Origin of the sequence: Pseudomonas sp. AL03, assembly GCF_029960815.1 — a bacterium.
Classification (GTDB): domain Bacteria; phylum Pseudomonadota; class Gammaproteobacteria; order Pseudomonadales; family Pseudomonadaceae; genus Aquipseudomonas.
In genome coordinates this window covers 72,888-98,528 of the sequence record NZ_JASBRE010000010.1, presented here as the reverse complement: position 1 = coordinate 98,528, position 25,641 = coordinate 72,888, and the positions used below count along the sequence as shown (strand labels likewise).

Sequence of the window (25,641 nt, the reverse complement as noted above, 5' to 3'; positions counted from 1 at the left end):
GAGCCCCTAACAATCAGGGCAAAGTTGTTGGGGAGTGCACTGGTCAGGTACCCACCACCCAGGGAGTGCGACCCCCAGTAAAGCAGGCCCAAAAGCCCCTGGCGGTCGGAGGCCGAGTATAGACAGTTAGGCTACTAATGACAACGCGTTCACCTTCCCCTAATAGCGCATTGCACAAGTTGGATAAAAGGCGTAAACGGCAGTCAATTTCGAGGAAAAAGTCCGGTTAAAGCCTTCTGGAGCAAGACTTTAGGCAAATTGACATTCGAATTTATCTCACTATAGTGGTGCGGGCCCTGCGTGGGGGGTCTGTCTGATGATTTCAAGCATAAATAGGAGGCCACATGGCTGACAAAAAAGCGCAGTTGATCATCGAGGGCGCAGCCCCCGTCGAGCTGCCCATTTTAACCGGCACCGTTGGTCCCGATGTTATCGATGTTCGGGGCCTTACGGCCACGGGCCGTTTCACCTTTGACCCTGGTTTCATGTCGACCGCTGCCTGCGAGTCGAAGATCACCTATATCGACGGCGACAACGGCATTTTGCTGCACCGCGGCTACCCGATCGAACAGCTGGCTGAAAAGTCGGACTACCTGGAAACCTGCTATCTGCTGCTCAACGGCGAACTGCCGACCGCAGAACAGAAGGCCCAGTTCGTCAGCACCGTGAAGAACCACACCATGGTTCACGAGCAGCTGAAAACCTTCTTCAACGGCTTCCGTCGCGACGCCCACCCGATGGCCGTCATGTGCGGTGTAGTCGGCGCCCTCTCGGCCTTCTACCACGACTCCCTGGACATCAATAACCCGCAGCATCGCGAAATCTCCGCGATCCGTCTGGTTGCCAAGATGCCAACCCTGGCAGCGATGGTTTACAAGTACTCCATGGGCCAGCCCATGATGTACCCGCGCAACGACCTGACGTACGCGGAAAACTTCCTGCACATGATGTTCAACACCCCGTGCGAGATCAAACCGATCAGCCCGGTACTCGCCAAGGCCATGGACAAGATCTTCATCCTCCATGCCGACCACGAGCAGAACGCATCGACCTCCACCGTACGCCTGGCCGGCTCTTCGGGTGCCAACCCGTTCGCCTGTATCGCCGCCGGCATCGCTGCACTGTGGGGCCCTGCCCACGGCGGCGCGAACGAAGCTGTTCTGACCATGCTCGATGAAATTGGCGATGTGTCGAACATCGACAAGTACATCGCCAAGGCCAAGGACAAGAACGATCCGTTCAAACTGATGGGCTTCGGTCACCGGGTTTACAAAAACCGCGACCCACGCGCCACAGTCATGAAGCAGACCTGCGACGAAGTACTGAAAGAACTGGGCATCACCAACGATCCGCAACTCGAACTGGCCATGCGCCTGGAAGAGATCGCCCTGACCGACCCGTACTTCATCGAACGCTCGCTGTACCCGAACGTCGACTTCTACTCGGGGATCATCCTCAAGGCGATCGGCATTCCAACCAGCATGTTCACCGTGATCTTCGCCCTGGCGCGGACTGTCGGCTGGATTTCCCACTGGAAAGAAATGCTCTCCAGCCCGTACAAGATTGGCCGTCCGCGCCAGCTGTATACCGGCTACGAGTCGCGTGACATCACCAAGCTGGAAGATCGCAAATAAGACCTGTCTTGCGATAACGTTTAAAGTTGCACCGGGAACGGCCTCTATGTAGATAGAGGCCGTTTTTGTTTGTGCTGGTTCAGCGGCCTGAAGGCCGGCTGGGTCTTTGGTCGTGTACATATCCGTTGCTGCGGTAACGGATATGTACACGATCAAACCACCCAACAAAAAATGCCCCGATCTCTCGACCGGGGCATTTCTGTTTAACGCAGCTTACATAAGCAAACCTGAAGCCTTAGTGAGCAACCGCCCCACTCGCCCCCAAGCCAGTCTGCGAACGAACAAACTGAGGGAAGAACAGCGCCCGCTCATTGTCAGCCGCAGTCGACTTGTCAGTAATCGAGAAGAACCAGATCCCGATAAACGCAATGGCCATGGAGAACAACGCCGGGTACTCATACGGGAAGATAGCCTTCTCGTGATGCAGGATCTGCACCCAGATGGTTGGCCCAAGGACCATCAAACCAACGGCACTGATCAGACCCAGCCAGCCGCCGATCATCGCACCACGCGTGGTCAGCTTCTTCCAGTACATGGAAAGCAGCAGCACCGGGAAGTTACAGCTCGCCGCGATGGAGAACGCCAGGCCCACCATGAACGCAATGTTTTGGCTTTCGAACAGAATGCCCAGACCGATCGCCAGCACACCCAGGCAGACGGTGGTGATTTTCGAGACGCGGATCTCGTCCTTGTCGTTGGCCTTGCCCTTCTTGATCACGCTGGCGTAAAGGTCATGAGACACCGCCGTAGCACCGGCCAGCGTCAAACCAGCCACCACAGCCAGAATGGTTGCAAACGCGACTGCCGAGATGAAGCCCAGGAAAACACTGCCTCCTACCGCGTTGGCCAAGTGCACCGCCGCCATGTTGTTGCCGCCCAACAGCGCGCCAGCCGCATCTTTAAAGGCAGGGTTGGTGCTGACCAGCAAGATCGCGCCGAAGCCGATGATGAACGTCAGGATGTAGAAGTAGCCAATGAAGCCGGTTGCATACAGCACGCTCTTACGAGCTTCTTTTGCGTCACTCACAGTGAAGAAGCGCATCAGAATGTGCGGCAGGCCCGCGGTACCGAACATCAGCGCCAGGCCAAGGGAAAACGCGGAGATCGGGTCTTTCACCAGACCGCCCGGGCTCATGATCGCCTCACCTTTAGGGTGAACCTTGATCGCCTCGGAAAACAGCGCATTGAAGTCGAAGTTGACGTGCTTCATTACCATCAGCGCCATGAACGAGGCACCAGACAGCAGCAACACTGCCTTGATGATCTGCACCCAAGTGGTCGCCAGCATGCCGCCGAACAGCACGTACAAGCACATCAGGACACCGACCAGGATGACTGCAATGTGATAGTCGAGACCGAACAGCAGTTGAATCAGCTTGCCGGCACCGACCATTTGCGCGATCAGGTAGAACGCCACTACCACTAGCGAACCGCAAGCGGACAGCGTGCGGATCTGGGTTTGCCCGAGACGATAGGACGCCACGTCGGCAAAGGTGTATTTACCCAGGTTACGCAGGCGCTCGGCGATCAGGAACAGAATGATCGGCCAGCCCACCAGGAAGCCGATCGAGTAGATCAGGCCGTCGTAGCCGGAGGTGAACACCAGGGCGGAAATACCCAGGAAGGACGCCGCGGACATATAGTCGCCGGCAATTGCCAAACCGTTCTGGAAGCCGGTGATCTTGCCACCCGCCGCATAGTAGTCAGCCGCCGAATTGTTGCGCTTGGAGGCCCAGTAGGTGATGCACAGGGTCAAACCGACGAACGCCACGAACATCAGAATCGCGGAGACGTTAAGCGGTTGTTTGTTGACTTCGCCAGTCAGAGCTTCAGCGGCCCAGGCACCAGGCGCGAAAGCTGCGATGCTCAATAGAGCCATTAGACGCCGGATCATTGCTGAGCCTCCTTGAGAATCGCATTGTTCAGGTCGTCGAATTCGCCATTGGCGCGTCGTACGTAGATTGCCGTCAGGATAAAGGCCGAGAGAATCAGCCCGACACCAATGGGTATCCCCCAGGTAATCGAAGACTCGGGGCTGATTTTCGCACCCAGAATATGCGGCCCGTAAGCGATCAAAAGGATGAATCCAGAGTAAAGCCCAAGCATGATTGCCGAAAGAATCCAGGCGAATCGTTCTCTCTTGCTAACCAGCTCCTTGAAGAGCGGGCTGTTTTGAATCGAGAGGTAAATGCTGTCGTTCATTGTTTTTATCCTCGCAGCACAGATGAAGTTGTAACGTCATCCACTTTATGCGGCTGCGGAACTGGTTCCAGACGACCTTAGTATTAGAACGACATGACGGTACTACCATTTTTCAGCCGATATTAATTAGCCTGCTTTGCACCCATCTTCTCTCTGCAAAAATGCGGGAATGCAAAAGGCCGCTTGGCAGTGATACCAAGCGGCCCTGGAAGGTGCTGACTAGACGCGTCAGCTCAAATCATTTGATCCAGTCGGCAACGCGTTCCGGGTGTTTGGCCACCCAATCCTTCGCTGCGGCTTCAGGTTTGGCACCATCCTGAATGGCCAACATGACTTCGCCGATTTCGTCTTTCGACGCCCACTGGAAGTTCTTCAGGAACTTGGCAACTTCCGGAGCCTTGGTGGCCAGGTCTTTGCTGCCGATGTTGTTCACGGTTTCAGCCGCGCCAAAAACGCCCTTCGGGTCATCCAGGAAGCGCAGTTTCCACTTGGCGAACATCCAGTGCGGCACCCAACCGGTGACTGCGATGGATTCGTTTTTCTTCTCGGCACGGGTCAGCTCGGCGATCATCCCGGCGCCGGAACTGGCCTTGAGTTGATACCCAGTCAGATCGTAGTCCTTGATGGCCTGTTCGGACTTGAGCATCACGCCTGAACCGGCGTCGATACCAACGATGCGTTTTTTGAAGCTGTCGTCGGTTTTAAGATCGTCAATGGATTTGGCCTTGACGTACTCCGGCACGATCAGACCAATTTTCGCGTCTTTGAAGTTCGGACCGTAATCGACGACCTGATCCTTGTTCTTGGTCCAGTAATCGCCGTGAGTTACAGGCAGCCACGCAGACATCATGGCGTCGAGCTTGCCAGTGGCCACACCCTGCCACATGATCCCGGTGGCGACGGCTTGCAGCTTCACGTCATAACCCAGCTTCTGCTTGATCACTTCGGCCGCCACATGAGTGGTGGCAACGCTGTCGGACCAACCGTCAACGTAGCCGATGCTCAGGGTTTTGCTCTCGGCATTGGCGAATGTGGAGCCAATCGCAAGTACCAGAGCGGCACTCGCGCCTAAAAGTCGTCGCATCTTCATCGTTACTTCCCCGAAAGTGCTGCGCTCGACGGATGCCGAGTCGCGTCAACGTATTGTTATGGTGCACAGCGCCCCCATCACGCCCACCGCAAACTCGTCCGAACATCAGCGCGATTTATCTATGAGAGCACTGATGCGTCGATCATCAACCTCACGCCAAAGGCGACCTTCTCTGCCAGCGACCTCAAGGCATCGAGAAACGACATCAGAACGCCATTAATCTAGACCACCGGACGTCCGCCGGCCAATCCGCTCGAACTTTGCATGTCAAAATTATGCAGGCCACCAAGCACGCGGCAAATGAAGGTAACATGCGCGGCTTTGCTCCCAGACGGCCTGACCATGCCCGCGACATCACGTTTTCCTTTTTTTGCTTATCTATTCGCCTGCCTGCTGGGGCTTTTTGCCCTCGGTGGCTTCTGGTACGGCCTCGGTAAACCGGTGATGCTGCCGGATGTGGCCAGTGCGACGCACAAGCTGCAATGCGCCTCCTACACCCCGTTCGACAAGGATCAATCGCCGTTCGATCAGCCGTTCAAGCTGCGCCCCGAACGCATGGACGCCGACCTCGCGCTGCTGGCGACGCGCTTCGAATGCATCCGCACCTATTCAATGACCGGCCTTGAGGCCCTGCCCGACCTGGCGCGCAAGCACGGGCTGAAGCTGATGATTGGCGCCTGGGTCAACAGCAATCCGGTAGACACCGCCAAGGAAGTCGACCTGCTGATCGCCTCAGCCAATGCGAACGCGGACGTGGTGACCTCGGTGATCGTCGGTAACGAAACCCTGTTGCGCAAAGAAGTCACTGGCGCGCAGTTGGCCAAGCTTATTCATAAAGTCAAAAGTCAGGTCAAACAGCCTGTCACTTACGCCGACGTCTGGGAGTTCTGGCTCAAACACCCGGAAGTCGCCCCGGCAGTGGACTTCCTGACCATCCATTTGCTGCCGTACTGGGAAGACGATCCTTCGAATATCGACGCCGCGCTGCAACATGTAGCCGAGGTGCGTCAGGTGTTCGGTAACACATTCGCGCCCAAGGACGTGATGATTGGCGAAACCGGTTGGCCGAGCGAAGGCCGTCAGCGCGAAACCGCTCTGCCGAGCCGGGTCAATGAAGCCAAGTTCATTCGCTCTTTTGTCATCATGGCGGAGCAGCAAGGCTGGCATTACAACCTGATCGAAGCTTTTGACCAGCCGTGGAAACGCGCCAGCGAAGGTGCGGTCGGTGGTTACTGGGGGCTATTCGACGCCGATCGTCAGGACAAGGGCGTGCTGGCAGGTCCGGTGTCGAACGTGCCGTACTGGTCGCAGTGGCTGGTGGTGGGTGGTTTGATCTTCCTCGGCACACTGATCCTCGGCGGGCGTGTTCGCAGCACTCGCGCAGCGTTGGTCCTGCCGCTGCTAGGCGCGCTGGCGGCTTGCTCGATTGGCGCCTGGGGCGATCTGGCGCGTGTCACCACTCGTTTTGCCAGTGAATGGTTGTGGGTGGCGCTGCTGACGGGTTTGAATCTGTTGGTGCTGGCGCATGCGGCACTGACGTTGAGCGCTCGCACTGGTTGGCGTGGACGGGCGTTCAATGCGCTGGAACGTCGGGCTGGCTGGTGGCTCGCTGCAGCCGGGTTTGCCGCTGCGGTAATGATGCTGGAGCTATTGTTCGATCCGCGTTACCGCAGCTTTCCGAGTGTCGCTTTCCTGTTGCCGGCCCTGGTTTATCTGTGCCGCCCGGTAAGCGTGCCGCGTCGTGAGATAGCCCTGCTGACCTTCATCATTGGCGCCGGCATTGCGCCGCAGCTGTATCAAGAAGGGTTGCAGAACCAACAGGCCTGGGGTTGGGCGCTGGTGAGTGGGCTGATGGTTGCAGCGTTGTGGCGCAGTTTGCGGGTTCGTAAAGGCTAATCTTCAGCGAGGCGACTGGCCTCTTCGCGGGCATGCCTCGCTCCTACAAGGTTTGGGGGATCCATTGTAGGAGCGAGGCTTGCCCGCGAAGACTGACTGTCAGGCGCTGCGAGAGGCGCGAACCAGACGCAAAGCAGCAATCACCACCGCAAACACCGCCAAAGTCGTGTTGTACAACGCCAACGCCGGAAACCCGATCAACAGCGCCAGCACGGCCAACCACCACCCTGCCCGGCCCGGTAGCACAAACCCGATAACGGCTGCCGCCAATGCCGCGAAGCCCAAGACCTTGAAGTGAATCATCAACCCCAGGCTCGAACGAATCTGGCATTCCCAGCGACTCGCTTCGTCCACACAGATGCCAACCCATTGAGCATCCTCCATAAAGCCATAACGCGCGCCATAACTGGCGGCCAGCCATAACGGCAGGAGAACGAGCAGCAGAATCACAGGCAGACGGCGGGACATGAAACACTCCAATAAACGAAAACGGCGGCCAGCTTAATCCCCCGCCAGCGGTAAGCAAACGCGCGCAACAGATAATTGGTCACGAAATAGCTGCAAAGTGTATCGTCCAGCTACCATTACTCCGAAATTAGGCCTGATTGGTGCCGATCCATGGCACTTTGGCGCAAACCCCGTGGTCATAGCCTGCGAACTTCATTCGGCACCTTTCTCTAAGAGATCTAGTCATGCTCCGTTCCTTGCGCTTCGCCGCCCTGTTTGGCGGCCTTATTTTGAGTGCGTCCGTACTGGCGGTCGACATCGACGCCGCCAGTTATGGCTACCCCTTGACGAACCCGTTCGAGGCGACCATTGCCACGACACCGCCGGACTTGCGCCCGGAGTTGCCGCTGGATGACGACATCAATCAGGCCGACCGCAGCGTCAGGTTGCGCCCGGAGCGTGAATTCGACCTGCCGGACAACTTCTGGCCGGTGAAGAAACTCACCTATCGCATCGCCACCCAGGACAAAGCCGCACCGCTGATTTTCCTGATCGCCGGCACCGGCGCGCGCTATGACAGCAGCCACAACGAGTACCTGAAAAAGCTCTACTACAAGGCCGGCTACCATGTGGTGCAACTGTCGTCGCCCACCAGCTTCGACTTCATGAGCGCCGCCTCACGTTTTGCTACACCCGGCATCACCAAGGAAGACGCCGAAGACATGTACCGGGTGATGCAGGCTGTGCGGGCACAAAACCCGAAAGTCCCCGTCACTGATTACTACCTGACCGGCTACAGCCTGGGCGCGCTGGACGCGGCATTTGTCGCACACCTGGACGAAACCCGCCGCAGCTTCAACTTCAAGAAAGTCTTGTTGCTCAACCCGCCGGTCAATCTCTACACCTCGATCACCAACCTGGACAAGCTTGTACAAACGGAGGTCAAGGGCATTAACAACAGCACAACGTTCTATGAACTGGTGCTGGACAAACTGACCCGCTACTTCCAGCAAAAAGGCTACATCGACCTTAACGATGCATTGCTTTACGACTTTCAGCAGTCCAAGCAACACCTGAGCAATGAACAGATGGCCATGCTGATCGGCACCTCATTCCGTTTCTCGGCAGCAGACATTGCCTTCACCTCGGACCTGATCAACCGCCGCGGCCTCATCACCCCGCCGAAATACCCGATTACCGAAGGCACCAGCCTCGCGCCGTTCCTCAAACGCGCGCTGCAGTGCGACTTCGACTGTTACATCACCGAACAGGTCATCCCGATGTGGCGCGCCCGCACAGACGGCGGCAGCTTGCTGCAACTGATCGACCAGGTCAGTTTGTATGCGCTAAAGGATTACCTGCACGACAGCCCGAAAATCGCCGTCATGCACAACGCCGACGACGTGATCCTCGGCCCTGGCGACCTCGGTTTCCTGCGCAAGACCTTTGGCGATCGTTTGACCGTTTATCCACTGGGCGGCCATTGCGGCAACCTTAATTACCGCGTCAACAGCGACGCCATGCTGGAGTTCTTCCGTGGCTAAACACCTCCTGCTTATTGCAGCGTTACTCTGTGCAGGCGTTGCCAATGCCGACAACAGCAAAGCCAACGCACCGGTTGTCATCGACAGTGACGGCTTCAAGGAGCCGCTGAGCAAACTCAAATTCAACCCGGGGCTGGATCAGCGCGAATTCGAACGCTCGACGCTTAACGCACTGAACGTCTACGACCCGCTGGAAGAGTGGAACCGCCGCGTCTACCACTTCAACTACCGCTTCGACCAATGGGTATTCCTGCCAGTGGTCGACGGCTATCGCTACATCACGCCGAGCTTCCTGCGTACTGGCGTCAGCAACTTCTTCAACAACATCGGTGACGTACCGAACCTGTTGAACAGCCTGCTGCAGTTCAAGGGGCAGCGCTCGATGGAAACCACCGCACGGCTGCTGCTCAACACCACCGTCGGCATCGCCGGCCTGTGGGACCCGGCCACCGCCATGGGCCTGCCACGCCAGAGCGAAGACTTCGGCCAGACGCTGGGTTTCTACGGTGTACCGGGCGGCGCCTACTTCGTGCTGCCGATCCTTGGCCCTTCGAACATCCGCGACACCGGTGGCCTGGCAGTGGACTACACGGCCGAGTCGGCGATCAACTTCCTGAACGTCTCCGAAGTCAGCTCCAACCACCCCGAGGTCTGGGTCCTGCGCAGCGTCGACAAGCGCTACCAGACCGGCTTCCGCTACGGCCAGCTGAACTCGCCGTTCGAGTACGAGAAAGTGCGTTACGTCTACACCGAGTCGCGCAAGTTGCAGATCGCCGAGTAAGTCCGACGGCAACAAAAAAAGGCCATTCAACGCGAGTCGAATGGCCTTTTTTATGTCAGTCACAAATCAAATGTGGGCGCGAGCCTGCTCGCGAAATCAGTCCATCAGTCAACATAGATGTTGAATGTTATGACCTCTTCGCGAGCAGGCTCGCTCCCACAGGTTTAGGATTTCAGGGTTGTCCAGATTTTGCTGGCAACCATCACACCCGCCAACACCACCGCACCCGCCACAATCCCCGCCACCGCATTCAGCAACGTCGGCACGATAAACCCGGCACCGCCCGCCCCCGCGCTAACGCTTTCAATCCAGTGATGAACCACCGGCACGCCGTGGGTAAGAATTCCGCCACCCACCAGGAACATCGCTGCCGTGCCGATCACCGACAGGCTTTTCATCATGTACGGTGCCGCACGCAAGATCCCGCCGCCGATGCTTTTGGCCATCTGGCCCGGCTTCTGGGTCAGCCACAGACCGAGGTCGTCGAGTTTGACGATGCCAGCTACCAAGCCATAGACGCCGATAGTCATGACGATGGCGATGCCCGAGAGCACGATGACTTGTTGGGTCAGCGAAGCATCCGCCACGGTACCCAGAGTGATGGCGATGATTTCCGCCGAAAGAATGAAGTCGGTGCGAATGGCACCCTTGATCTTGTCCTTTTCGAACGCCACCAGATCGACCGCTGGATTGGCCACGGCCTCGACCAGCTCGGCATGTTCGGCTTGATCTTCAGCTTTGCTGTGTAGGAATTTGTGGGCGATTTTCTCGAAACCTTCGAAACACAGGTAGGCGCCGCCGATCATCAACAAGGGTGTGACCAACCAGGGAATGAACGCGCTGATGGCCAGAGCTGACGGCACCAGGATCAGTTTGTTGAGGAATGAGCCCTTGGCCACCGCCCAGACGACCGGAATTTCTCGCTCGGCACGCACGCCGGAAACCTGCTGAGCGTTGAGCGCCAAATCGTCACCGAGCACGCCGGCGGTCTTTTTGGCGGCCATTTTGGTCATCAACGCCACATCGTCGAGTACGGCGGCAATGTCGTCGATCAGCAACAGCAAACTGCTTCCTGCCATGAATCAGGTGTCCTTCTTGAATGAATGCCGCGCAGCATAGCGCGGCCGGGCGCCGCACGGGGCATTCTTGAGCGCCGCGCGAGGCCGGTGCTACCATGCGCAACCGCCAGAACAGGCAAGGAACCCCCTGGTTTATGAGCACTATCCGCGAGCGCAACAAAGAACTGATCCTGCGTGCCGCCAGTGAAGAATTTGCCGACAAGGGCTTCGCTGCGACCAAAACCAGTGACATCGCGGCCAAGGCGGGATTGCCCAAGCCCAACGTCTATTACTACTTCAAATCCAAGGAAAACCTCTACCGCGAGGTCCTGGAAAGCATCATCGAGCCGATCCTGCGGGCCTCGACACCATTCAATGCCGACGGCGTACCCAGTGAAGTGCTGAGCGGCTACATCCGCTCGAAGATCCGCATCTCCCGCGACCGGCCCTTCGCCTCCAAGGTGTTCGCCAGCGAAATCATGCACGGCGCCCCGCACCTGAGCGCCGATCTGGTGGAACGGCTCAACGGCCAGGCCAAGCACAACATCGACTGCATCCAGACCTGGATCGACCGCGGCCAGATCGCCCCCATCGACCCCAACCACCTGATGTTCAGCATCTGGGCTGCGACGCAGACCTATGCCGACTTCGACTGGCAGATTTCCGCAGTGACCGGAAAGGCCAAGCTCGATGAGGCGGATTATGAGGCGGCGGCGCAGACGATTATCCGGTTGGTGCTCAAGGGGTGTGAGCCGGACCGCTAGACCGTGGCGCGGCCATCGCGAGCAAGCTCGCTCCCACAGTAGGTCTCTGTCGTTCAGATGATCCTTGTGGGAGCGGGCTTGCCCGCGATAGCAATGGTTCAGTCACTACAAAATCAAGCAGTCACCCCCGCATCCGCCCGCAACCCCATCGCCTCGATCGCACTGATCGCACATTGCTCATCGACATCAGAAAGATCACCGCTGATACCCACCGCCCCCAGCACATTCCCTTCCTGATCCCGAATCAACACGCCGCCCGGTGCCGGCACAACACTGCCCTGTCCCAGACTATTCAAAGCGGCGATGAACGCCGGGCGTTGTTGGGCGTCCAGCGCCAGCAGGCGTGAGCCTTTGCCCAGGGCGATGGCGCCCCAGGCTTTGCCGATGGCGATCTGCGGGCGCAACAGGCTGGCGCCATCTTCGCGTTGCAGGCTAACCAAGTGCCCACCGGCATCCAGTACTGCGATGGTCAATGGAGCCGCCGAGATTGCACGCCCCGCGGAGATGGCCTGACTGATCAGGTTGACTGCAACTTTCAAGGTTAAAGCGCTCATGGTGCCGTCCTCATTTTGTTATAGGGAAAACGGTTGGACTGCTCTTTGTTCAGCAGTCCGATGCAACAAATAGAACACAATGAGTTATATTTTTGTATACAATAATTCTCGAAAAGCGCCACATGCGACGAAAAGCCACAGCAGATGAGGCTTCCGACGAATGAAACGGCCGCTTGAGAAAATGGATTGACCTGCGCCGTCCGCCGTGAATACACTCTGCGCAAAGCCACTTGTATACAATTACAAAACGTACGAGGCACCAAAACCATGAGCAAAATGAGAGCAATCGAAGCCGCCGTTCTGGTGATGCGCCGTGAAGGGGTTGATACCGCTTTTGGCATCCCCGGCGCCGCGATCAACCCGCTGTACTCCGCCTTGCAGAAGGTCGGTGGCATCGATCACGTCCTCGCTCGGCACGTTGAAGGCGCCTCGCACATGGCCGAGGGCTACACCCGTACCAAGGCTGGCAACATCGGCGTGTGCATCGGCACTTCCGGCCCTGCCGGTACCGACATGGTCACCGGGCTCTACAGCGCCTCGGCCGACTCGATCCCGATCCTTTGCATCACCGGGCAAGCACCCCGCGCCCGTATGCACAAGGAAGACTTCCAGGCTGTCGACATCACCGCGATCGTCAAGCCAGTGACCAAGTGGGCCACCACCGTCATGGAACCGGGCCAAGTGCCTTATGCGTTCCAGAAAGCCTTTTACGAAATGCGCTCCGGCCGTCCAGGCCCTGTGTTGATCGACCTGCCGTTCGATGTGCAGATGGCCGAAATCGAATTCGACATCGATGCCTACGAACCACTGCCACTGGCCAAGCCAACCGCTAACCGCGTGCAAATCGAGAAGGCGCTGGCCATGCTCGACCAGGCCGAACGTCCATTGCTGGTTGCCGGTGGCGGGATCATCAATGCCGACGCCAGCGAGTTGCTGGTGGAGTTCGCCGAGCTGACTGGCATTCCAGTGATTCCGACCTTGATGGGCTGGGGCACCATCCCGGACGATCACCCGTTGATGGTCGGCATGGTTGGCCTGCAAACCTCGCATCGCTACGGCAACGCGACAATGCTAAAGTCGGACGTGGTGCTGGGTGTCGGTAACCGTTGGGCCAACCGCCACACCGGTTCGATCGACGTTTACACCGAAGGCCGCAAATTCATTCACGTTGACATCGAACCGACCCAGATCGGCCGCGTGTTCACCCCGGACCTGGGCATCGTTTCCGACGCCGCTGCCGCGCTGACCGTGTTCATCGAAGTCGCTCGCGAATGGCAAGCCGCCGGCAAGCTGAAAAACCGCAGTGCCTGGTTGCAAGACTGCCAGCAGCGCAAATCCAGCCTGCAGCGCAAGACTCACTTCGACAACGTGCCAGTCAAGCCGCAGCGCGTGTATGAAGAAATGAACCAGGTGTTCGGCAAGGACACGTGCTACGTCAGCACCATCGGTCTGTCGCAGATTGCCGGCGCGCAGTTCCTGCACGTCTACAAACCGCGTCACTGGATCAACTGCGGTCAGGCCGGCCCGTTGGGCTGGACCATTCCGGCAGCGCTGGGCGTGGTCAAGGCTGATCCGACCCGCAAGGTCGTGGCGCTGTCGGGCGACTATGACTTCCAGTTCATGATCGAAGAGTTGGCGGTGGGTGCGCAGTTCAAGCTGCCGTACATCCACGTGGTGGTCAACAACTCGTACCTGGGGCTGATTCGTCAGGCTCAGCGCGGTTTCGACATGGACTACTGCGTGCAACTGGCCTTCGATAACCTGAACGCTCCGGAACTCAACGGTTACGGTGTCGACCACGTCGCGGTCGCTGAAGGCCTCGGCTGCAAGGCGCTGCGTGTGTTCGAACCGGGTCAGATCCAGCCTGCCCTGCGCAAGGCCCAGGAAATGATCGAAGAGTTCAAGGTGCCGGTCATCGTCGAGATTATTCTGGAGCGCGTGACCAACATTTCCATGGGCACCGAGATCAACGCCGTCAACGAATTCGAAGACCTGGCGCTGGTTGGCAACGATGCGCCGACGGCGATTTCGTTGCTTGATTAAGATGACCTGATACCTGTAGCAGCTGCCGAGGCACGAGGCTGCGTTGCGTGTCCGCTGGGCCGCCATCGGGGCCGCTTCGCAGCCCAACGCAGCCTCGTACCTCGGCAGCGGCTACAAGCACCTATTTTTACAGGAGACCACCATGCCGCGTTTCGCAGCCAACCTGTCCATGCTGTTCACCGAGCAGGATTTTCTTGCCCGTTTTGAAGCCGCCGCCAAGGCCGGCTTCAGTGGTGTCGAATACCTGTTCCCTTACGACTTCAGCTCCGCCGACATCAAAGCCACGCTCGACGCGAACGGCCTGACCCAGGTGTTGTTCAACTTGCCGGCCGGTGACTGGGCCAAGGGCGAACGCGGTATCGCGTGCCTGCCGGATCGGGTTGAAGAGTTCCGCGCCGGTGTCGACCTGGCGATTGCTTACGCAAAAGTGTTGGGCAACACCCAGGTCAACTGCCTGGCCGGTATTCGTCCACAAGGCGTCGACGATGCCACCGTGGAAAAAACCTTCGTCGCCAACCTCAAGTACGCGGCCGACAAGCTGCAAGCGGCGGGCATCAAACTGGTGATGGAAGCGATCAACACACGCGACATCCCGGGTTTCTACCTGAACAACACGGCGCAAGCCCTGTCGATTCGCGAACAGGTCGGCAGCGCCAACCTGTTCCTGCAATACGACATCTACCACATGCAAATCATGGAGGGCGACCTCGCCCGCACCATGGCCGCGCACCTGGGCGAGATCAACCACATCCAGTTGGCCGATAACCCTGGGCGCAACGAACCGGGCACCGGTGAAATCAACTACCGCTTCCTGTTCGAACACCTGGACCGCATCGGTTATCAGGGTTGGGTTGGCTGTGAATACAAGCCGTTGACCACCACTGAAGCAGGTCTGGGTTGGTTGAAGACTCATAACGCAATCTGAAGCGCTCCCCATGTATGAGGGGGCAGCTATAAAAACAAGAGGAATTTCTCATGGCTAAAATCGGATTTATCGGCACCGGCATCATGGGCCACCCAATGGCATTGAACCTGCAGAAAGCCGGTCACAGCCTGTTCCTGTCGGTGCACCACGATCCCGCGCCTGCTGACCTGATTGCCGGTGGCGCCGTCGCCCTGGCGAACCCGAAAGAAGTGGCGCAAGAAGCCGAATTCATCATCGTCATGGTGCCGGATACCCCGCAGGTCGACGACGTGCTGTTCCGCGCCGACGGCGTTGCGGCCGGTGTCGGCAAAGGCAAAATCGTGATCGACATGAGCTCGATCTCGCCGACTGCCACCAAAGCCTTCGCCGCCAAAATCAACGAAAAAGGCGCTCAGTACCTTGACGCGCCAGTGTCCGGCGGTGAAGTCGGTGCCAAGGCTGCGACCTTGAGCATCATGGTCGGCGGCGATGCCGATGCCTTCGAACGCGCTCTGCCGCTGTTCCAGGCGATGGGCAAGAACATCACTCTGGTGGGCGGCAACGGCGACGGTCAAACCGCGAAAGTGGCGAACCAGATCATCGTTGCACTGAACATCCAGGCCGTGGCCGAAGCCCTGCTGTTTGCGTCGAAAAACGGTGCCGATCCCGCCAAGGTCCGTGAAGCGCTGATGGGCGGTTTCGCGTCCTCGAAGATCCTCGAAGTTCACGGCGAGCGCATGATCAAAGGCACCTTCGACCCAGGCTTCCGCATCAGCCTGCACCAGAAGGACCTGAACCTGGCCCTGGCCGGCGCACGCGAGCTGGGCATCAACCTGCCGAACACCGCCAACACCCAGCAAGTGTTCAGCACCTGCGCGGCCATCGGCGGCAGCAACTGGGACCACTCGGCGCTGATCAAGGGCCTGGAACACATGGCGAATTTCTCGATTCGCGATAAATAAGCCACCTCCCCGCTCCCCTGTAGGAGCGAGGCTTGCCCGCGAAGGGATCGCCTCGGTGCAGCAGAAACACCGCGGTGTCCGGTTCGCGGGCAAGCCTCGCTCCTACAGAGGGCGATGCAAGGCCCGATATCCCCAATAACAAGAAATCCGGGAGCCCGCCATGTCGGTCGATCCGCAACAATTCCTGCGCGAGCTGTTTGCCACAGCCATCGACGCGGCCCATCCGCAGCAAGTCCTTGAAGCCCATTTGCCTGCCGATCGCAGTGGTCGGGTGATCGTTATCGGCGCCGGCAAAGCCGCCGCGGCCATGGCCCAAGTGGTCGAGCGCTGCTGGCAGGGTGAAGTGACAGGTCTGGTGGTGACGCGTTATGGTCACGGCGCCCCGTGTGAAAAAATCGAAGTGGTCGAAGCCGCTCACCCAGTGCCCGATGCTGCCGGTCTGGCGGTCGCCAAACGGGTGTTGGAACTGGTCAGCAACCTGAGCGAAGACGACCGCGTAATCTTCCTGCTCTCGGGCGGCGGTTCTGCCCTGCTGGCACTACCGGCAGCCGGCATCACCCTGGCCGACAAGCAGTCGATCAACAAAGCCCTGCTCAAATCCGGCGCCACCATCGGCGAGATGAACTGCGTACGCAAACACCTCTCGGCGATCAAGGGTGGCCGCCTCGGCAAAGCCTGCTGGCCTGCCACTGTTTATACCTACGCGATTTCCGATGTACCGGGCGACCTCGCCACGGTCATCGCCTCCGGTCCCACCGTGGCCGATCCGAGCACCTCGGCCGAAGCGTTGGCGATCCTCAAGCGCTACGCCATAGACGTTCCGGTCTCGGTGCGCAACTGGCTGCAGAGCCCGGAATCGGAGACGGTCAAACCCGGCGATCCGAGCCTGGCGCGCAGTCATTTCCAGTTGATCGCCCGTCCGCAGCAGTCGCTTGAAGCCGCTGCGGTGAAAGCACGTCAGGCCGGCTTCAGCCCGCTGATCCTCGGCGACCTGGAAGGCGAGTCCCGCGAAGTGGCCAAGGTTCACGCCGGTATCGCTCGTCAAGTCGTGCTGCACGGTCAGCCGCTGGCAGCGCCTTGCGTGATCCTCTCGGGCGGCGAAACCACGGTCACCGTACGCGGTAATGGTCGTGGCGGACGCAACGCCGAATTCCTGCTGAGCCTGACCGACAGCCTCAAAGGCCTGCCCGGCGTCTACGCGCTGGCCGGTGACACCGATGGCATTGACGGATCCGAGGATAACGCCGGCGCGATCATGACCCCGGACAGTTACGCCCGCGCCGCCGCACTCGGCTTGAGCGCCAGCGACGAGTTGGACAACAACAATGGCTACGGCTATTTCGAGGCGCTGGACGCGCTGATCGTCACCGAGCCGACCCGCACCAACGTTAACGACTTCCGAGCCATCCTGATTCTCGAGACCCCTGAAAATGACGCCTGACAAGAAGGTTAAAATCCTCGCCACCCTCGGTCCTGCCACTGACGGGATCGACGACATCCGTGAGCTGGTGCAGGCCGGGGTCAACATCTTTCGCCTGAACTTCAGCCACGGCGATCACGCCGACCACGCTCAGCGCTATCAGTGGATTCGTGAAGTCGAGCGCCAGCTGAATTATCCACTGGGCATCCTGATGGACCTGCAAGGCCCGAAACTGCGGGTTGGCAAGTTCGCCGAGGGCAAGGTGCAACTGCATCGCGGTCAGGCTCTGCGTCTGGACCTGGACCCGACGCCGGGCGATGAGCGCCGGGTCAACCTGCCCCACCCGGAAATCATCGCGGCGCTGGAACCGGGCATGGACCTGCTGCTGGACGACGGCAAGTTGCGTCTTCGTGTGGTCACCAAATACTCCGACGCGATCGATACCACCGTGCTCAATGGCGGTGAGCTGTCGGACCGCAAAGGCGTGAACGTCCCCCAAGCGGTACTGGAACTGAGCCCACTGACGGCCAAGGATCGTCGCGATCTGAGCTTCGGTCTGGAGCTGGGTGTGGACTGGGTGGCGCTGTCGTTTGTGCAGCGTCCTGAAGACATTCGCGAGGCGCGCGAACTGATCGGCGACAAAGCGTTTCTGATGGCCAAGATCGAGAAGCCATCGGCCGTGACTCAACTGCGCGAGATCGCTGAGTTGAGCGACGCGATCATGGTTGCTCGCGGTGACCTGGGCGTGGAAGTGCCGGCCGAAAGCGTGCCGCAGATTCAGAAAAACATCATCAGCATCTGCCGCGAACTCGGCAAACCGGTGGTGGTGGCCACGCAGATGCTTGAGTCGATGCGCTTCTCCCCTGCCCCGACCCGTGCAGAGGTGACCGACGTTGCCAACGCCGTGGCCGAAGGTGCGGATGCGGTGATGTTGTCGGCGGAAACTGCGTCCGGCGAGTACCCGCTGGAAGCCGTGCAGATGATGAGCAAGATCATCCGCCAAGTGGAAAACGGTCCGGATTATCAGGCGCAGCTGGACGTGAGCCGGCCGAAGGCTGAAGCGACGGTGTCCGACGCGATCAGCTGCGCGATCCGCCGCATTAGCAACGTGCTGCCGGTGGCGGTGCTGGTGAATTACAGCGAGTCCGGCACGTCGAGTTTGAGAGCCGCGCGGGAGCGGCCGACGGTGCCGATCCTGAACCTGACGCCGAACCTGCAAACCGCTCGCCGGTTGACGGTGGCGTGGGGCGTGCACTCGGTGGTCAATGATCGGCTGCGCCAGGTGGATGAGGTGTGCTCAACGGCACTGGAGATTGCGCAGGCGCAGGGCATGGCCAAGCGTGGCGACACTTTATTGATCACGGCGGGTGTGCCGTTTGGGCAGCCGGGGTCGACTAACTCACTGCGTATCGAAACATTGATTTAACCCTTACACGATGATCGTTCCCACGCTCTGCGTGGGAATGCAGCCCGGGACGCTCCGCGTCCCAAGAGCAGACGCAGAGCGTCCATTGAGGCATTCCCACGCAGAGCGTGGGAACGATCTGTAACGTACACCACAGACCTTAAAATGCCTGCCAACCACTTCAACACCCATTGCCCCGACTGGGCGACTGCCCTGCTCAACGGTTTCAGTCAGGTCTTCCTCCAGCGCCATCCGCTGTGCGGCCTGCTGTGCCTGCTGGCCATTCTTTTTACCGCGCCGGCTCTGCTGGGCGGTGCGCTGCTGGGCGGTGTCGCCGGGTTGCTCGTCGCGCAACGACGCGGTTATGCCAAGGCTGATCGACAGGCTGGGCTTTTCAGTTACAACGGTGTCTTGCTCGGTTTGCTGCTGAGCCTCTACTTCCCATGGTCAGCGATGTTGCCGCCGCTGATCATCGCCGCTGGCGGCCTGAGCGCGATGTTGACCCAGCAATGGCTCAAGCGTGCTCGCGATCATCATTGCCTGCCCGCCTACACCGCGCCCTTTGTCGGGTTGAGCTGGATCCTGCTTTCGTTTGCCGCGCCTCAATTACCCGCGCCTGTGATCGAGATAAACACACTCAACCTGCTCGTCGCTTCATTGAAAGGGCTCGGTCAGGTGATGTTTCTGGATCATCCGCTGGCTGGTGCTCTGATTGCTGCGGGTTTGCTGATCGCCGATCGCCGCGCGTTCCTTTGGGCACTGCTGGGCTCCACTGCCGGCCTAGGCTTCGCTTTACTGCATCACGAAACTGCAAACGCGCTGCTGGGTTTGAGCGGTTACAACGCGGTGCTCGCCGCCCTCGCTTTCAGCCAGAATCGCCGTCAACCCTGGTTGCCGCTGCTCGGCATTGTATTGGCCGTGTTGCTCACACCGGGCTTTGCCGCGCTGGGACTATCCACGCTCACCGCGCCCTTCATCCTCGCCTGCTGGCTGATCCGTGCCGGCATTCGGGTGTTGCGCCAGGCCGCTGTCGACAGTGCGCCTTGCGCTATTGAGCGCCAAACCAAGGGTGGCGCCTGAAAAGGCTGAATCTGCATTCAGCGCAAGGGGTCAGTCTCGCAAGCCAATGGCAGATCCGACCGCGACCCCCAACTTTCATCGTATCCCTGATCGTGGGTGGCGAGCGTTTCGACGACTTCCAGGCATTTGCCCTGAAGCTGCGTGGTATAGACCTGGAGCATTTGAGGCGGCACGACCTTGTCATTCAAACCGATGAAATGGCGTTGCGGGAGCGCACGCAACTTGTCGCGAAACTCCAGAGGTGTCACCGGTTTCGAGAATGGCGCGAGCTGCATCAGCTTCGCCCACTTTACAGGGTCGAGATTCCCGGCAATCGTTTGCACCTGAGTTACGTCGTTACGAGAACCCGCAAGGATCAAGGCAATCGCCGCGCCCCCCGAGTATCCGACCAGTTCGAACTGCTCCACTGCAAAGCGACTTTTCAGACGATCAAGGGCCGCGCTCATGGTCTCTATGACCAATGAATTGAAACGACCGGAAGTCCACAAATCAGTGTTGCAACCCGGTGATGTCACGAACTGACAAGGGCGCGCCAGATACGCGCTGGCCCCCCGATCTCCAGCGGCCAATCTCGCCATCAAGGACACGCGAGGGGTCGGATCGATACTCGGTTGAGACCGTGTCGCCCACGCCCGACCATCGCCTTCAATGTAAACACGCAGATGCTTGTAGCCCCCTGGTGGCGGTAGCAAGGCCATGAGTGTGTAAGGTGAACTATCGAGCGTGCCAGGAGTAAGTGAAGAGCCTTGGCTTACCGCCTGCAAATCGACTTTACCCGCGCATCCGCTGAGCCCGAGGAGCGCGAAGCCGATGGCGGCCAGTGCTTTAAACATGGTTTTAATCTGTTGATCAGACGCAACGGTCCGCCAGCGCGAACCGTTGCAATCCAGTCGATCAAAAAGCGTAGCGCGCTTCAAGGGTAAAGGTGTCGGCGTTAAAACCGGTCTTCGCTTGATAGCTGTAATGGGTCCCCAAGGTTAGAGCATCAATTTGATACTTCACTCCTATGCGACCTTCATAACTATCACGCACCGGACTGGCTCCCGCGACAATGAACGGCGAGCCCCCCAAGGTGAAACTGGAGGTCTGATTGATCTGGTCACCGATGAAGTCATGGTAAGCCATCACGCTCGCTTCAGGTGTAAGGGTGCCATTGAGCAATGGCACGTCAGCGGCCATTCGCAACCCGGCACCCAGCTCGCCAATTTCGAAGCGCTGGGCATTGGAGTGCAGGGCGGCCGAAGAGCCATGCTCATTAAAACTGTCCAGCTGAATATTGGTGTAACGTGCGGCGACGCGCGGCTCGATAATCAGTTGGTCGGTGAGTTTGAAGGTGTAACCGCTCAAGGCGCTGAGGGCCCACGCGTCACTGTTGTAGCTGGCCTTGGCCACGCTGTCGGCGACATAACGTTTGCTGTCATTGTCATTGCGCCCGTAACTGAGGCTGCCATCGACAAACCAGTTGCGCAGATCCCAGCTACCGTACAGCGTCAATGCGCTGCCCTGTACACCGGTTTTATTTCCGGTATCGGAGGTGACGTTAGTGTTCAGATAGGAATAGGCCAGACCCACGGTGGAGTTGGCATTCAGCTTGCCATCCGCCCCGACGGCAATACCGCTGCTGTTGGCCGAATAACCGGCGACCGCATCACGATTGTCCTGATCCTGGTTGCTGCTCAAACCCTGAATCCATACGCCGGTATCTGCCAGCGAATCCCCTGATGAGAGCCCCGAGCGCAGACCGGACACGCGGTTGCCGATCGCTCCATTCATCATCGCCTGACCCGACACTGCCGCATTAACAGCCCCACCGCTGACTTCCGGAGCCAGTTGCTCACCGAGCTTTGCCAGTTCCTCTTGGGAGGAGGCGTTGGCAAAGGCTTTGAAGACCGCATCATCACTGTTCAATTGTCCCAGCGGGCCATTCTTGAAGCGATTGAGGATCTCGCGGGTGCTGCTGGAGGTGCCGATGCTCCCCTGCTCTTCATCCACCTGACTGTCACTTTTCAGTGTGACCAGTGCGTTGACGGTCTGAGCATTGGTTGTATAGCTGGCGACGTTCAACAACGAGGACGAACTGGTGACGCTCAACCCGTTGTTCTGCAGGCTGCTGGCCTTGACCAGTGTGTATTGAGTGCCGGCAGCGGTCGGCGTGAAATCACCTGGTTTAGCATTCAACGTCACTCTGGAGGAGTGGGCGAAGGTGGCCTTGCCGTCCACCGTCAAATAAGGCGTACCGGGTGTGACGCGATCCGAAAGCAACATATCGATGCCACTGTTGGCACCGACGCTCAGGTCACCGGTAATTTCGACCCCCTGGTTCTGAAGGTTTAGAGATCCCGAAACGATGGAAACCGTGCTGTCGATTTTGCTACCGGTGTAATTGGCCTGACCAGCCACATTCACCCCATTGAGGTTGAGCAGATCGCCCTTGATCGCACCGCCGGCCCAGTTCAGTTGCGCCAACCCTGCGCCATCGATGGCCGCCGCATGATTACTGCGAATTTCGCCACCTTGCTGGTTGATCTCGAACGCTGATGTCTGGCCCGCATCGACCCGGATTGCAACACCGTCCGCAGTGATATTGCCGGAGTTGATAATGCCCCGAGCGCCAGACACAGCATTCTGCGTGAAAGTAGCACCGCCGAGTTTGATGCCCACGGCATCTTCACCCGATGCCTCAATAGTCCCGGTGTTGAGCAAATGATCGACTGAACCCTCCAAAAACCCGATAGCCTCGGAGTTCTTGCCGACGCTCATGATCGAGCCGCTGTTCTCGATCCTCAACGCGCTGGTTTGGGTCTCGACGTGAAAAGCGGAGGCGTTCTGACCCGTGGCACGAATCGTTCCTGAGTTGAGAAGCCTGCCGGCGATGCTCACGGGATGCCTGGAATGGGAATCCAGAATCAGCCCCACGGCATAGTTACCCTGCACATCGACAACACCACTGTTGATCAGATCGCCGCCAATAGTGGTCCCATGGAGGTAGATACCCTCAGGCTCGCCATAGATATTGGCTCCCAATGACTGGGTGATGGAGACAGTCCCGGCGTTGATGACATTACCGGTGATAGTGGTATTGGCGATCTCGATTCCCTCAGCGTTATTCACGTTGGAAAGAGAAAGCTTGCCGGCATTGATGAAGTCACCCTGAATGTTGCTGCCGCTGGAGTTGAGGAAACTGACATCCAGTCCGATCCCGGTCACCGTCGCGCCTTGAGCGTCGAAAGTGAAGTCGCCCCGGTTAATGAGTGAGCCCGCGACAGTGTTCTGGAAGAACGTGACACCCGTTTTGTCCGTGTTGCTCTGGCGGGTTCGTTGCCCGGTCAGGGTCAAGGTTTCACCAAGGGTTTGACCAGTCCAGTCCTTGAAACCCTGACTCAGGTCGTACTCGCTGGCAAATACCTGAGCGGTCGAAGCGCTGACAACCATTGCCAGCAGGCTTTTCTTGAAAAACTGACTATCCATATCGCTTCCGTGTGGTTCTGAAATCCAAGCCGCACATCAAAACAAGGGCTTTTGTTTCTGTGGGAAGTCGATATATCGACGAGAGAGTCAATTTCTTAAGCCATGAACGACTAGAACCGGCTGAACATGGCGGACTCGGCGTCCCGCTTGCGCAATCCTCGTCAATCACCCAGGCTTCTCTCTTTATCGGCTTGGGCAAGACCTAATGGAAAGTAACAACGACTGGCGCCATCGCCTCTACGTCATGATTTTCCAGAGCGACACAGTGGCCGGTCGGCGCTTCGACGGTATCCTGTTGTTGATCATCCTCGCCAGCATTGTGATCGTGATGCTCGACAGCATCGACTCCATTCACCAGAACTACGCCAACCTGCTGGCGTACATCGAGTGGGGCTTCACCGTTATCTTCGCCATCGAATACGGCCTGCGGCTGTACTGTTCGCCCAAACCATTGCGCTATGCGTTCAGCTTTTATGGGCTGGTGGATTTGCTGGCGATCGTGCCCGGTATCCTCGCGCTGTATTACGCCGATGCGCAGTACCTGCTGATTATCCGGATCATTCGGATGCTGCGGATTTTCCGCGTGCTCAAACTCAGCCCATACCTCAAGCAAGCCAACTATCTGATGTCCGCATTGCGCGGTAGCAAGCAGAAGATCGTGGTGTTTCTGGTCAGCGTCTGCACGCTGGTCACGGTGTTCGGCACGCTGATGTACGTGATCGAAGGCCCGGAACACGGCTTCACCAGCATTCCCAAAGGCATCTATTGGGCTATCGTCACGCTGACCACCGTGGGCTTCGGCGACATCGTGCCCAAGACGCCGTTGGGCCAGGTGGTCTCGTCGCTGGTGATGATCACCGGTTACTCAATCATCGCCGTGCCCACGGGAATTTTTACCGCCGAACTGGCCAACGCCATGCGTGGCGAGCAACTGCAACACGACTGCCCGGTGTGCAAGAAAAACAACCACGAACACGGCGCGGCATTCTGCTCGCAGTGCGGTAATCAACTGTTCAAGAAACGGGAATAAGCAAAGTGCTTTTTAATCTTTAAAGGACTATGCGAGCCCGGCTATAGTCGCTGGCAAATTGCCCCACTTTCTAAATAAAAACTTCTAGAACAAGGAATGCTCAGTGAAAAAACTCTTTGGCGCCTCACTTCTGGCCGCTGGCCTGGCACTGACCAGCGTGGCTCAGGCCGCACCGACCCTGCTCAACGTTTCTTACGACGTGATGCGCGATTTCTACAAGGACTACAACACTGCCTTCCAGAAACACTGGCAAGCCGAGCACAACGAAAACATCACCCTGCAGATGTCCTTCGGCGGCTCCAGCAAACAGGCGCGTTCGGTCATCGACGGCCTGCCGGCTGACGTCATCACCATGAACATGGCCACCGATATCAACGCCCTGGCGGACCACGGCAAACTCGTCCCGGACAACTGGGTCACCCGCCTGCCGAACAACAGCGCGCCGTTCACCTCGGCCACCGTGTTCATCGTCCGCAAAGGCAATCCGAAAGCCCTGAAAGACTGGCCCGATCTGCTCAAGGACGGTGTGCAGGTGATCGTGCCGAACCCGAAAACCTCGGGCAACGGCCGCTACACCTACCTCTCGGCCTGGGGCTATGTGCTGAAAAATGGTGGTGACGAAAGCAAAGCCAAAGACTTCGTCGGCAAGCTGTTCAAACAAGCGCCGGTCCTCGACACCGGTGGCCGTGCAGCCACCACCACGTTCATGACCAACCAGATTGGCGACGTGCTGGTGACCTTCGAAAACGAAGCGGAAATGATTGCGCGTGAGTTTGGTCGTGACCAGTTTGAAGTGATCTACCCGAGTGTTTCTGCTGAAGCCGAGCCGCCGGTGTCGGTGGTCGACAAAACAGTCGACAAGAAAGGCACCCGCGCGGCAGCTGAGGAATATTTGAAGTACCTGTGGTCGCCGGAAGGCCAGGAGATTGCGGCAGCGAACTACCTGCGTCCGCGTGATCCGGCGGTGCTGGCCAAGTACACCGATCGTTTCCCGAAAGTAGATTTCCTGTCGGTAGAGAAGACCTTTGGTGACTGGCGGACTGTGCAGAAAACTCACTTCAATGATGGTGGGATCTTTGATCAGATTTACAGCGGCCAGTAATTCCTGAGCCCAATGAAAAAGGCGACCTGAGTAGGTCGCCTTTTTTGTGGCTGCTAATGAGTTCACTCCTCGACGCACCGTTACATCGGTGACGTTACGCCGTCCTTGCCCGCGGAAATCGATTGGAGGAGAGAACATAAGCACGCTATCCAACAGGATGTAAGTACGTAACCGCTGAAAGCTTCGCGGGCAAGTCGGACCGCCGCACCGCTCGCTCCTACGGGATCGAGCTTGTCCACAAAGGGGATGTACCCGAC

At 58.5% G+C, this 25,641-nt stretch carries 21 protein-coding genes; 13 read left to right on the top strand and 8 right to left on the bottom strand.

Annotated elements, in window-relative coordinates; genetic code table 11:
* Positions 1-344: 344 nt before the first annotated feature.
* On the top strand, positions 345-1,634 hold the full coding sequence (gene gltA, locus QK293_RS12275; protein ID WP_282377548.1) for a citrate synthase: 1,290 nt from the start codon (positions 345-347) through the stop codon (positions 1,632-1,634).
* Positions 1,635-1,869: 235 nt separating this feature from the next.
* Here the strand turns inward: gltA and QK293_RS12270 are convergent, their stop codons facing one another.
* From QK293_RS12270 to QK293_RS12260, 3 genes are all read right to left on the bottom strand, one after another.
* Positions 1,870-3,528 (bottom strand): cation acetate symporter, encoded by a 1,659-nt coding sequence (locus tag QK293_RS12270; RefSeq protein ID WP_282377546.1) that lies wholly within the window; start codon positions 3,526-3,528, stop codon positions 1,870-1,872.
* Positions 3,525-3,836, bottom strand: coding sequence for a DUF485 domain-containing protein (locus QK293_RS12265; protein ID WP_129442278.1), 312 nt, complete (start codon positions 3,834-3,836; stop codon positions 3,525-3,527). The genes QK293_RS12270 and QK293_RS12265 overlap by 4 nt, the downstream gene beginning before the upstream one ends.
* Positions 3,837-4,074: 238 nt before the next feature.
* Positions 4,075-4,926 carry a glycine betaine ABC transporter substrate-binding protein gene (locus tag QK293_RS12260; protein WP_282377545.1) on the bottom strand — a complete coding sequence of 284 codons (852 nt, stop codon included), beginning with the start codon at positions 4,924-4,926 and terminating at the stop codon, positions 4,075-4,077.
* Between the two features lie 300 nt (positions 4,927-5,226).
* Here QK293_RS12260 and QK293_RS12255 point away from each other — a divergent pair, with 300 nt between their 5' ends.
* Positions 5,227-6,822 carry a beta (1-6) glucans synthase gene (locus tag QK293_RS12255; RefSeq protein ID WP_282377544.1) on the top strand — a complete coding sequence of 532 codons (1,596 nt, stop codon included), beginning with the start codon at positions 5,227-5,229 and terminating at the stop codon, positions 6,820-6,822.
* A 99-nt stretch (positions 6,823-6,921) separates the two neighbouring features.
* On the opposite strand, the gene QK293_RS12250 is transcribed toward QK293_RS12255, so the two are convergent.
* Complete coding sequence (locus QK293_RS12250; RefSeq protein ID WP_282377543.1) at positions 6,922-7,290, bottom strand: hypothetical protein; 369 nt, start codon at positions 7,288-7,290, stop codon at positions 6,922-6,924.
* A 224-nt stretch (positions 7,291-7,514) separates the two neighbouring features.
* Between QK293_RS12250 and QK293_RS12245 the strand changes: the two genes are divergently transcribed.
* Both QK293_RS12245 and QK293_RS12240 read left to right on the top strand, forming a co-directional pair.
* Positions 7,515-8,813 (top strand): serine/threonine protein kinase, encoded by a 1,299-nt coding sequence (locus QK293_RS12245; protein WP_282377542.1) that lies wholly within the window; start codon positions 7,515-7,517, stop codon positions 8,811-8,813.
* On the top strand, positions 8,806-9,594 hold the full coding sequence (locus QK293_RS12240) for a VacJ family lipoprotein (protein ID WP_282377541.1): 789 nt from the start codon (positions 8,806-8,808) through the stop codon (positions 9,592-9,594). The genes QK293_RS12245 and QK293_RS12240 overlap by 8 nt, the downstream gene beginning before the upstream one ends.
* A 164-nt stretch (positions 9,595-9,758) precedes the next feature.
* Here QK293_RS12240 and QK293_RS12235 read toward each other — a convergent pair whose 3' ends face one another.
* Positions 9,759-10,673, bottom strand: coding sequence for a DUF808 domain-containing protein (locus QK293_RS12235; protein ID WP_282377540.1), 915 nt, complete (start codon positions 10,671-10,673; stop codon positions 9,759-9,761).
* Between the two features lie 134 nt (positions 10,674-10,807).
* On the opposite strand from QK293_RS12235, the gene QK293_RS12230 reads away from it, so the two are divergent.
* The gene (locus tag QK293_RS12230; protein WP_282377539.1) at positions 10,808-11,416 is read left to right on the top strand and encodes a TetR/AcrR family transcriptional regulator; all 609 of its coding nucleotides are present in this window, start codon (positions 10,808-10,810) and stop codon (positions 11,414-11,416) included.
* 113 nt (positions 11,417-11,529) lie between these two features.
* Here the strand turns inward: QK293_RS12230 and QK293_RS12225 are convergent, their stop codons facing one another.
* On the bottom strand, positions 11,530-11,970 hold the full coding sequence (locus QK293_RS12225) for a heme-binding protein (protein WP_282377538.1): 441 nt from the start codon (positions 11,968-11,970) through the stop codon (positions 11,530-11,532).
* Positions 11,971-12,237: 267 nt separating this feature from the next.
* Here QK293_RS12225 and gcl point away from each other — a divergent pair, with 267 nt between their 5' ends.
* From gcl to QK293_RS12195, 6 genes are all read left to right on the top strand, one after another.
* Entirely contained in the window at positions 12,238-14,013 is a 1,776-nt protein-coding gene (gene gcl, locus QK293_RS12220; RefSeq protein WP_282377537.1) for a glyoxylate carboligase, read from the top strand.
* 142 nt (positions 14,014-14,155) lie between these two features.
* Positions 14,156-14,938, top strand: coding sequence for a hydroxypyruvate isomerase (gene hyi, locus QK293_RS12215; protein WP_282377536.1), 783 nt, complete (start codon positions 14,156-14,158; stop codon positions 14,936-14,938).
* Between the two features lie 50 nt (positions 14,939-14,988).
* A complete protein-coding gene (locus tag QK293_RS12210) occupies positions 14,989-15,879 on the top strand; it encodes a 2-hydroxy-3-oxopropionate reductase (protein ID WP_282377535.1) in 891 nt (296 codons plus the stop codon).
* 160 nt (positions 15,880-16,039) lie between these two features.
* Complete coding sequence (locus QK293_RS12205; protein ID WP_282377534.1) at positions 16,040-17,320, top strand: glycerate kinase; 1,281 nt, start codon at positions 16,040-16,042, stop codon at positions 17,318-17,320.
* The gene (gene pyk, locus QK293_RS12200; RefSeq protein WP_282377533.1) at positions 17,310-18,725 is read left to right on the top strand and encodes a pyruvate kinase; all 1,416 of its coding nucleotides are present in this window, start codon (positions 17,310-17,312) and stop codon (positions 18,723-18,725) included. Before QK293_RS12205 ends, pyk begins: the two co-directional genes overlap by 11 nt.
* A 144-nt stretch (positions 18,726-18,869) precedes the next feature.
* Positions 18,870-19,784, top strand: a complete 915-nt coding sequence (locus QK293_RS12195) for an urea transporter (protein WP_282377532.1) — start codon at positions 18,870-18,872, stop codon at positions 19,782-19,784.
* A 17-nt stretch (positions 19,785-19,801) separates the two neighbouring features.
* On the opposite strand, the gene QK293_RS12190 is transcribed toward QK293_RS12195, so the two are convergent.
* Together QK293_RS12190 and QK293_RS12185 are read right to left on the bottom strand one after the other, a co-directional pair.
* A complete protein-coding gene (locus QK293_RS12190; RefSeq protein ID WP_282377531.1) occupies positions 19,802-20,617 on the bottom strand; it encodes an alpha/beta hydrolase in 816 nt (271 codons plus the stop codon).
* A 61-nt stretch (positions 20,618-20,678) separates the two neighbouring features.
* A complete protein-coding gene (locus tag QK293_RS12185) occupies positions 20,679-23,252 on the bottom strand; it encodes an autotransporter outer membrane beta-barrel domain-containing protein (RefSeq protein ID WP_282377530.1) in 2,574 nt (857 codons plus the stop codon).
* 205 nt (positions 23,253-23,457) lie between these two features.
* Between QK293_RS12185 and QK293_RS12180 the strand changes: the two genes are divergently transcribed.
* Positions 23,458-24,282, top strand: coding sequence for an ion transporter (locus tag QK293_RS12180; protein WP_282377529.1), 825 nt, complete (start codon positions 23,458-23,460; stop codon positions 24,280-24,282).
* Positions 24,283-24,385: 103 nt separating this feature from the next.
* Positions 24,386-25,384, top strand: a complete 999-nt coding sequence (locus QK293_RS12175; RefSeq protein ID WP_282377528.1) for a sulfate ABC transporter substrate-binding protein — start codon at positions 24,386-24,388, stop codon at positions 25,382-25,384.
* The last annotated feature ends 257 nt before the right edge of the window (positions 25,385-25,641 follow it).

Coding starts and splice junctions, on each gene's coding strand:
- QK293_RS12270 (WP_282377546.1), bottom strand. CDS start 3,528: ATGATCCGGCGTCTAATGGCTCTATTGAGCATCGCAGCTTTCGCGCCT.
- pyk (WP_282377533.1), top strand. CDS start 17,310: ATGACGCCTGACAAGAAGGTTAAAATCCTCGCCACCCTCGGTCCTGCC.
- QK293_RS12245 (WP_282377542.1), top strand. CDS start 7,515: ATGCTCCGTTCCTTGCGCTTCGCCGCCCTGTTTGGCGGCCTTATTTTG.
- gltA (WP_282377548.1), top strand. CDS start 345: ATGGCTGACAAAAAAGCGCAGTTGATCATCGAGGGCGCAGCCCCCGTC.
- QK293_RS12190 (WP_282377531.1), bottom strand. CDS start 20,617: ATGTTTAAAGCACTGGCCGCCATCGGCTTCGCGCTCCTCGGGCTCAGC.
- QK293_RS12205 (WP_282377534.1), top strand. CDS start 16,040: ATGTCGGTCGATCCGCAACAATTCCTGCGCGAGCTGTTTGCCACAGCC.
- QK293_RS12265 (WP_129442278.1), bottom strand. CDS start 3,836: ATGAACGACAGCATTTACCTCTCGATTCAAAACAGCCCGCTCTTCAAG.
- QK293_RS12185 (WP_282377530.1), bottom strand. CDS start 23,252: ATGGATAGTCAGTTTTTCAAGAAAAGCCTGCTGGCAATGGTTGTCAGC.
- gcl (WP_282377537.1), top strand. CDS start 12,238: ATGAGCAAAATGAGAGCAATCGAAGCCGCCGTTCTGGTGATGCGCCGT.
- QK293_RS12250 (WP_282377543.1), bottom strand. CDS start 7,290: ATGTCCCGCCGTCTGCCTGTGATTCTGCTGCTCGTTCTCCTGCCGTTA.
- hyi (WP_282377536.1), top strand. CDS start 14,156: ATGCCGCGTTTCGCAGCCAACCTGTCCATGCTGTTCACCGAGCAGGAT.
- QK293_RS12210 (WP_282377535.1), top strand. CDS start 14,989: ATGGCTAAAATCGGATTTATCGGCACCGGCATCATGGGCCACCCAATG.
- QK293_RS12195 (WP_282377532.1), top strand. CDS start 18,870: ATGCCTGCCAACCACTTCAACACCCATTGCCCCGACTGGGCGACTGCC.
- QK293_RS12225 (WP_282377538.1), bottom strand. CDS start 11,970: ATGAGCGCTTTAACCTTGAAAGTTGCAGTCAACCTGATCAGTCAGGCC.
- QK293_RS12255 (WP_282377544.1), top strand. CDS start 5,227: ATGAAGGTAACATGCGCGGCTTTGCTCCCAGACGGCCTGACCATGCCC.
- QK293_RS12235 (WP_282377540.1), bottom strand. CDS start 10,673: ATGGCAGGAAGCAGTTTGCTGTTGCTGATCGACGACATTGCCGCCGTA.
- QK293_RS12260 (WP_282377545.1), bottom strand. CDS start 4,926: ATGAAGATGCGACGACTTTTAGGCGCGAGTGCCGCTCTGGTACTTGCG.
- QK293_RS12230 (WP_282377539.1), top strand. CDS start 10,808: ATGAGCACTATCCGCGAGCGCAACAAAGAACTGATCCTGCGTGCCGCC.
- QK293_RS12180 (WP_282377529.1), top strand. CDS start 23,458: ATGGAAAGTAACAACGACTGGCGCCATCGCCTCTACGTCATGATTTTC.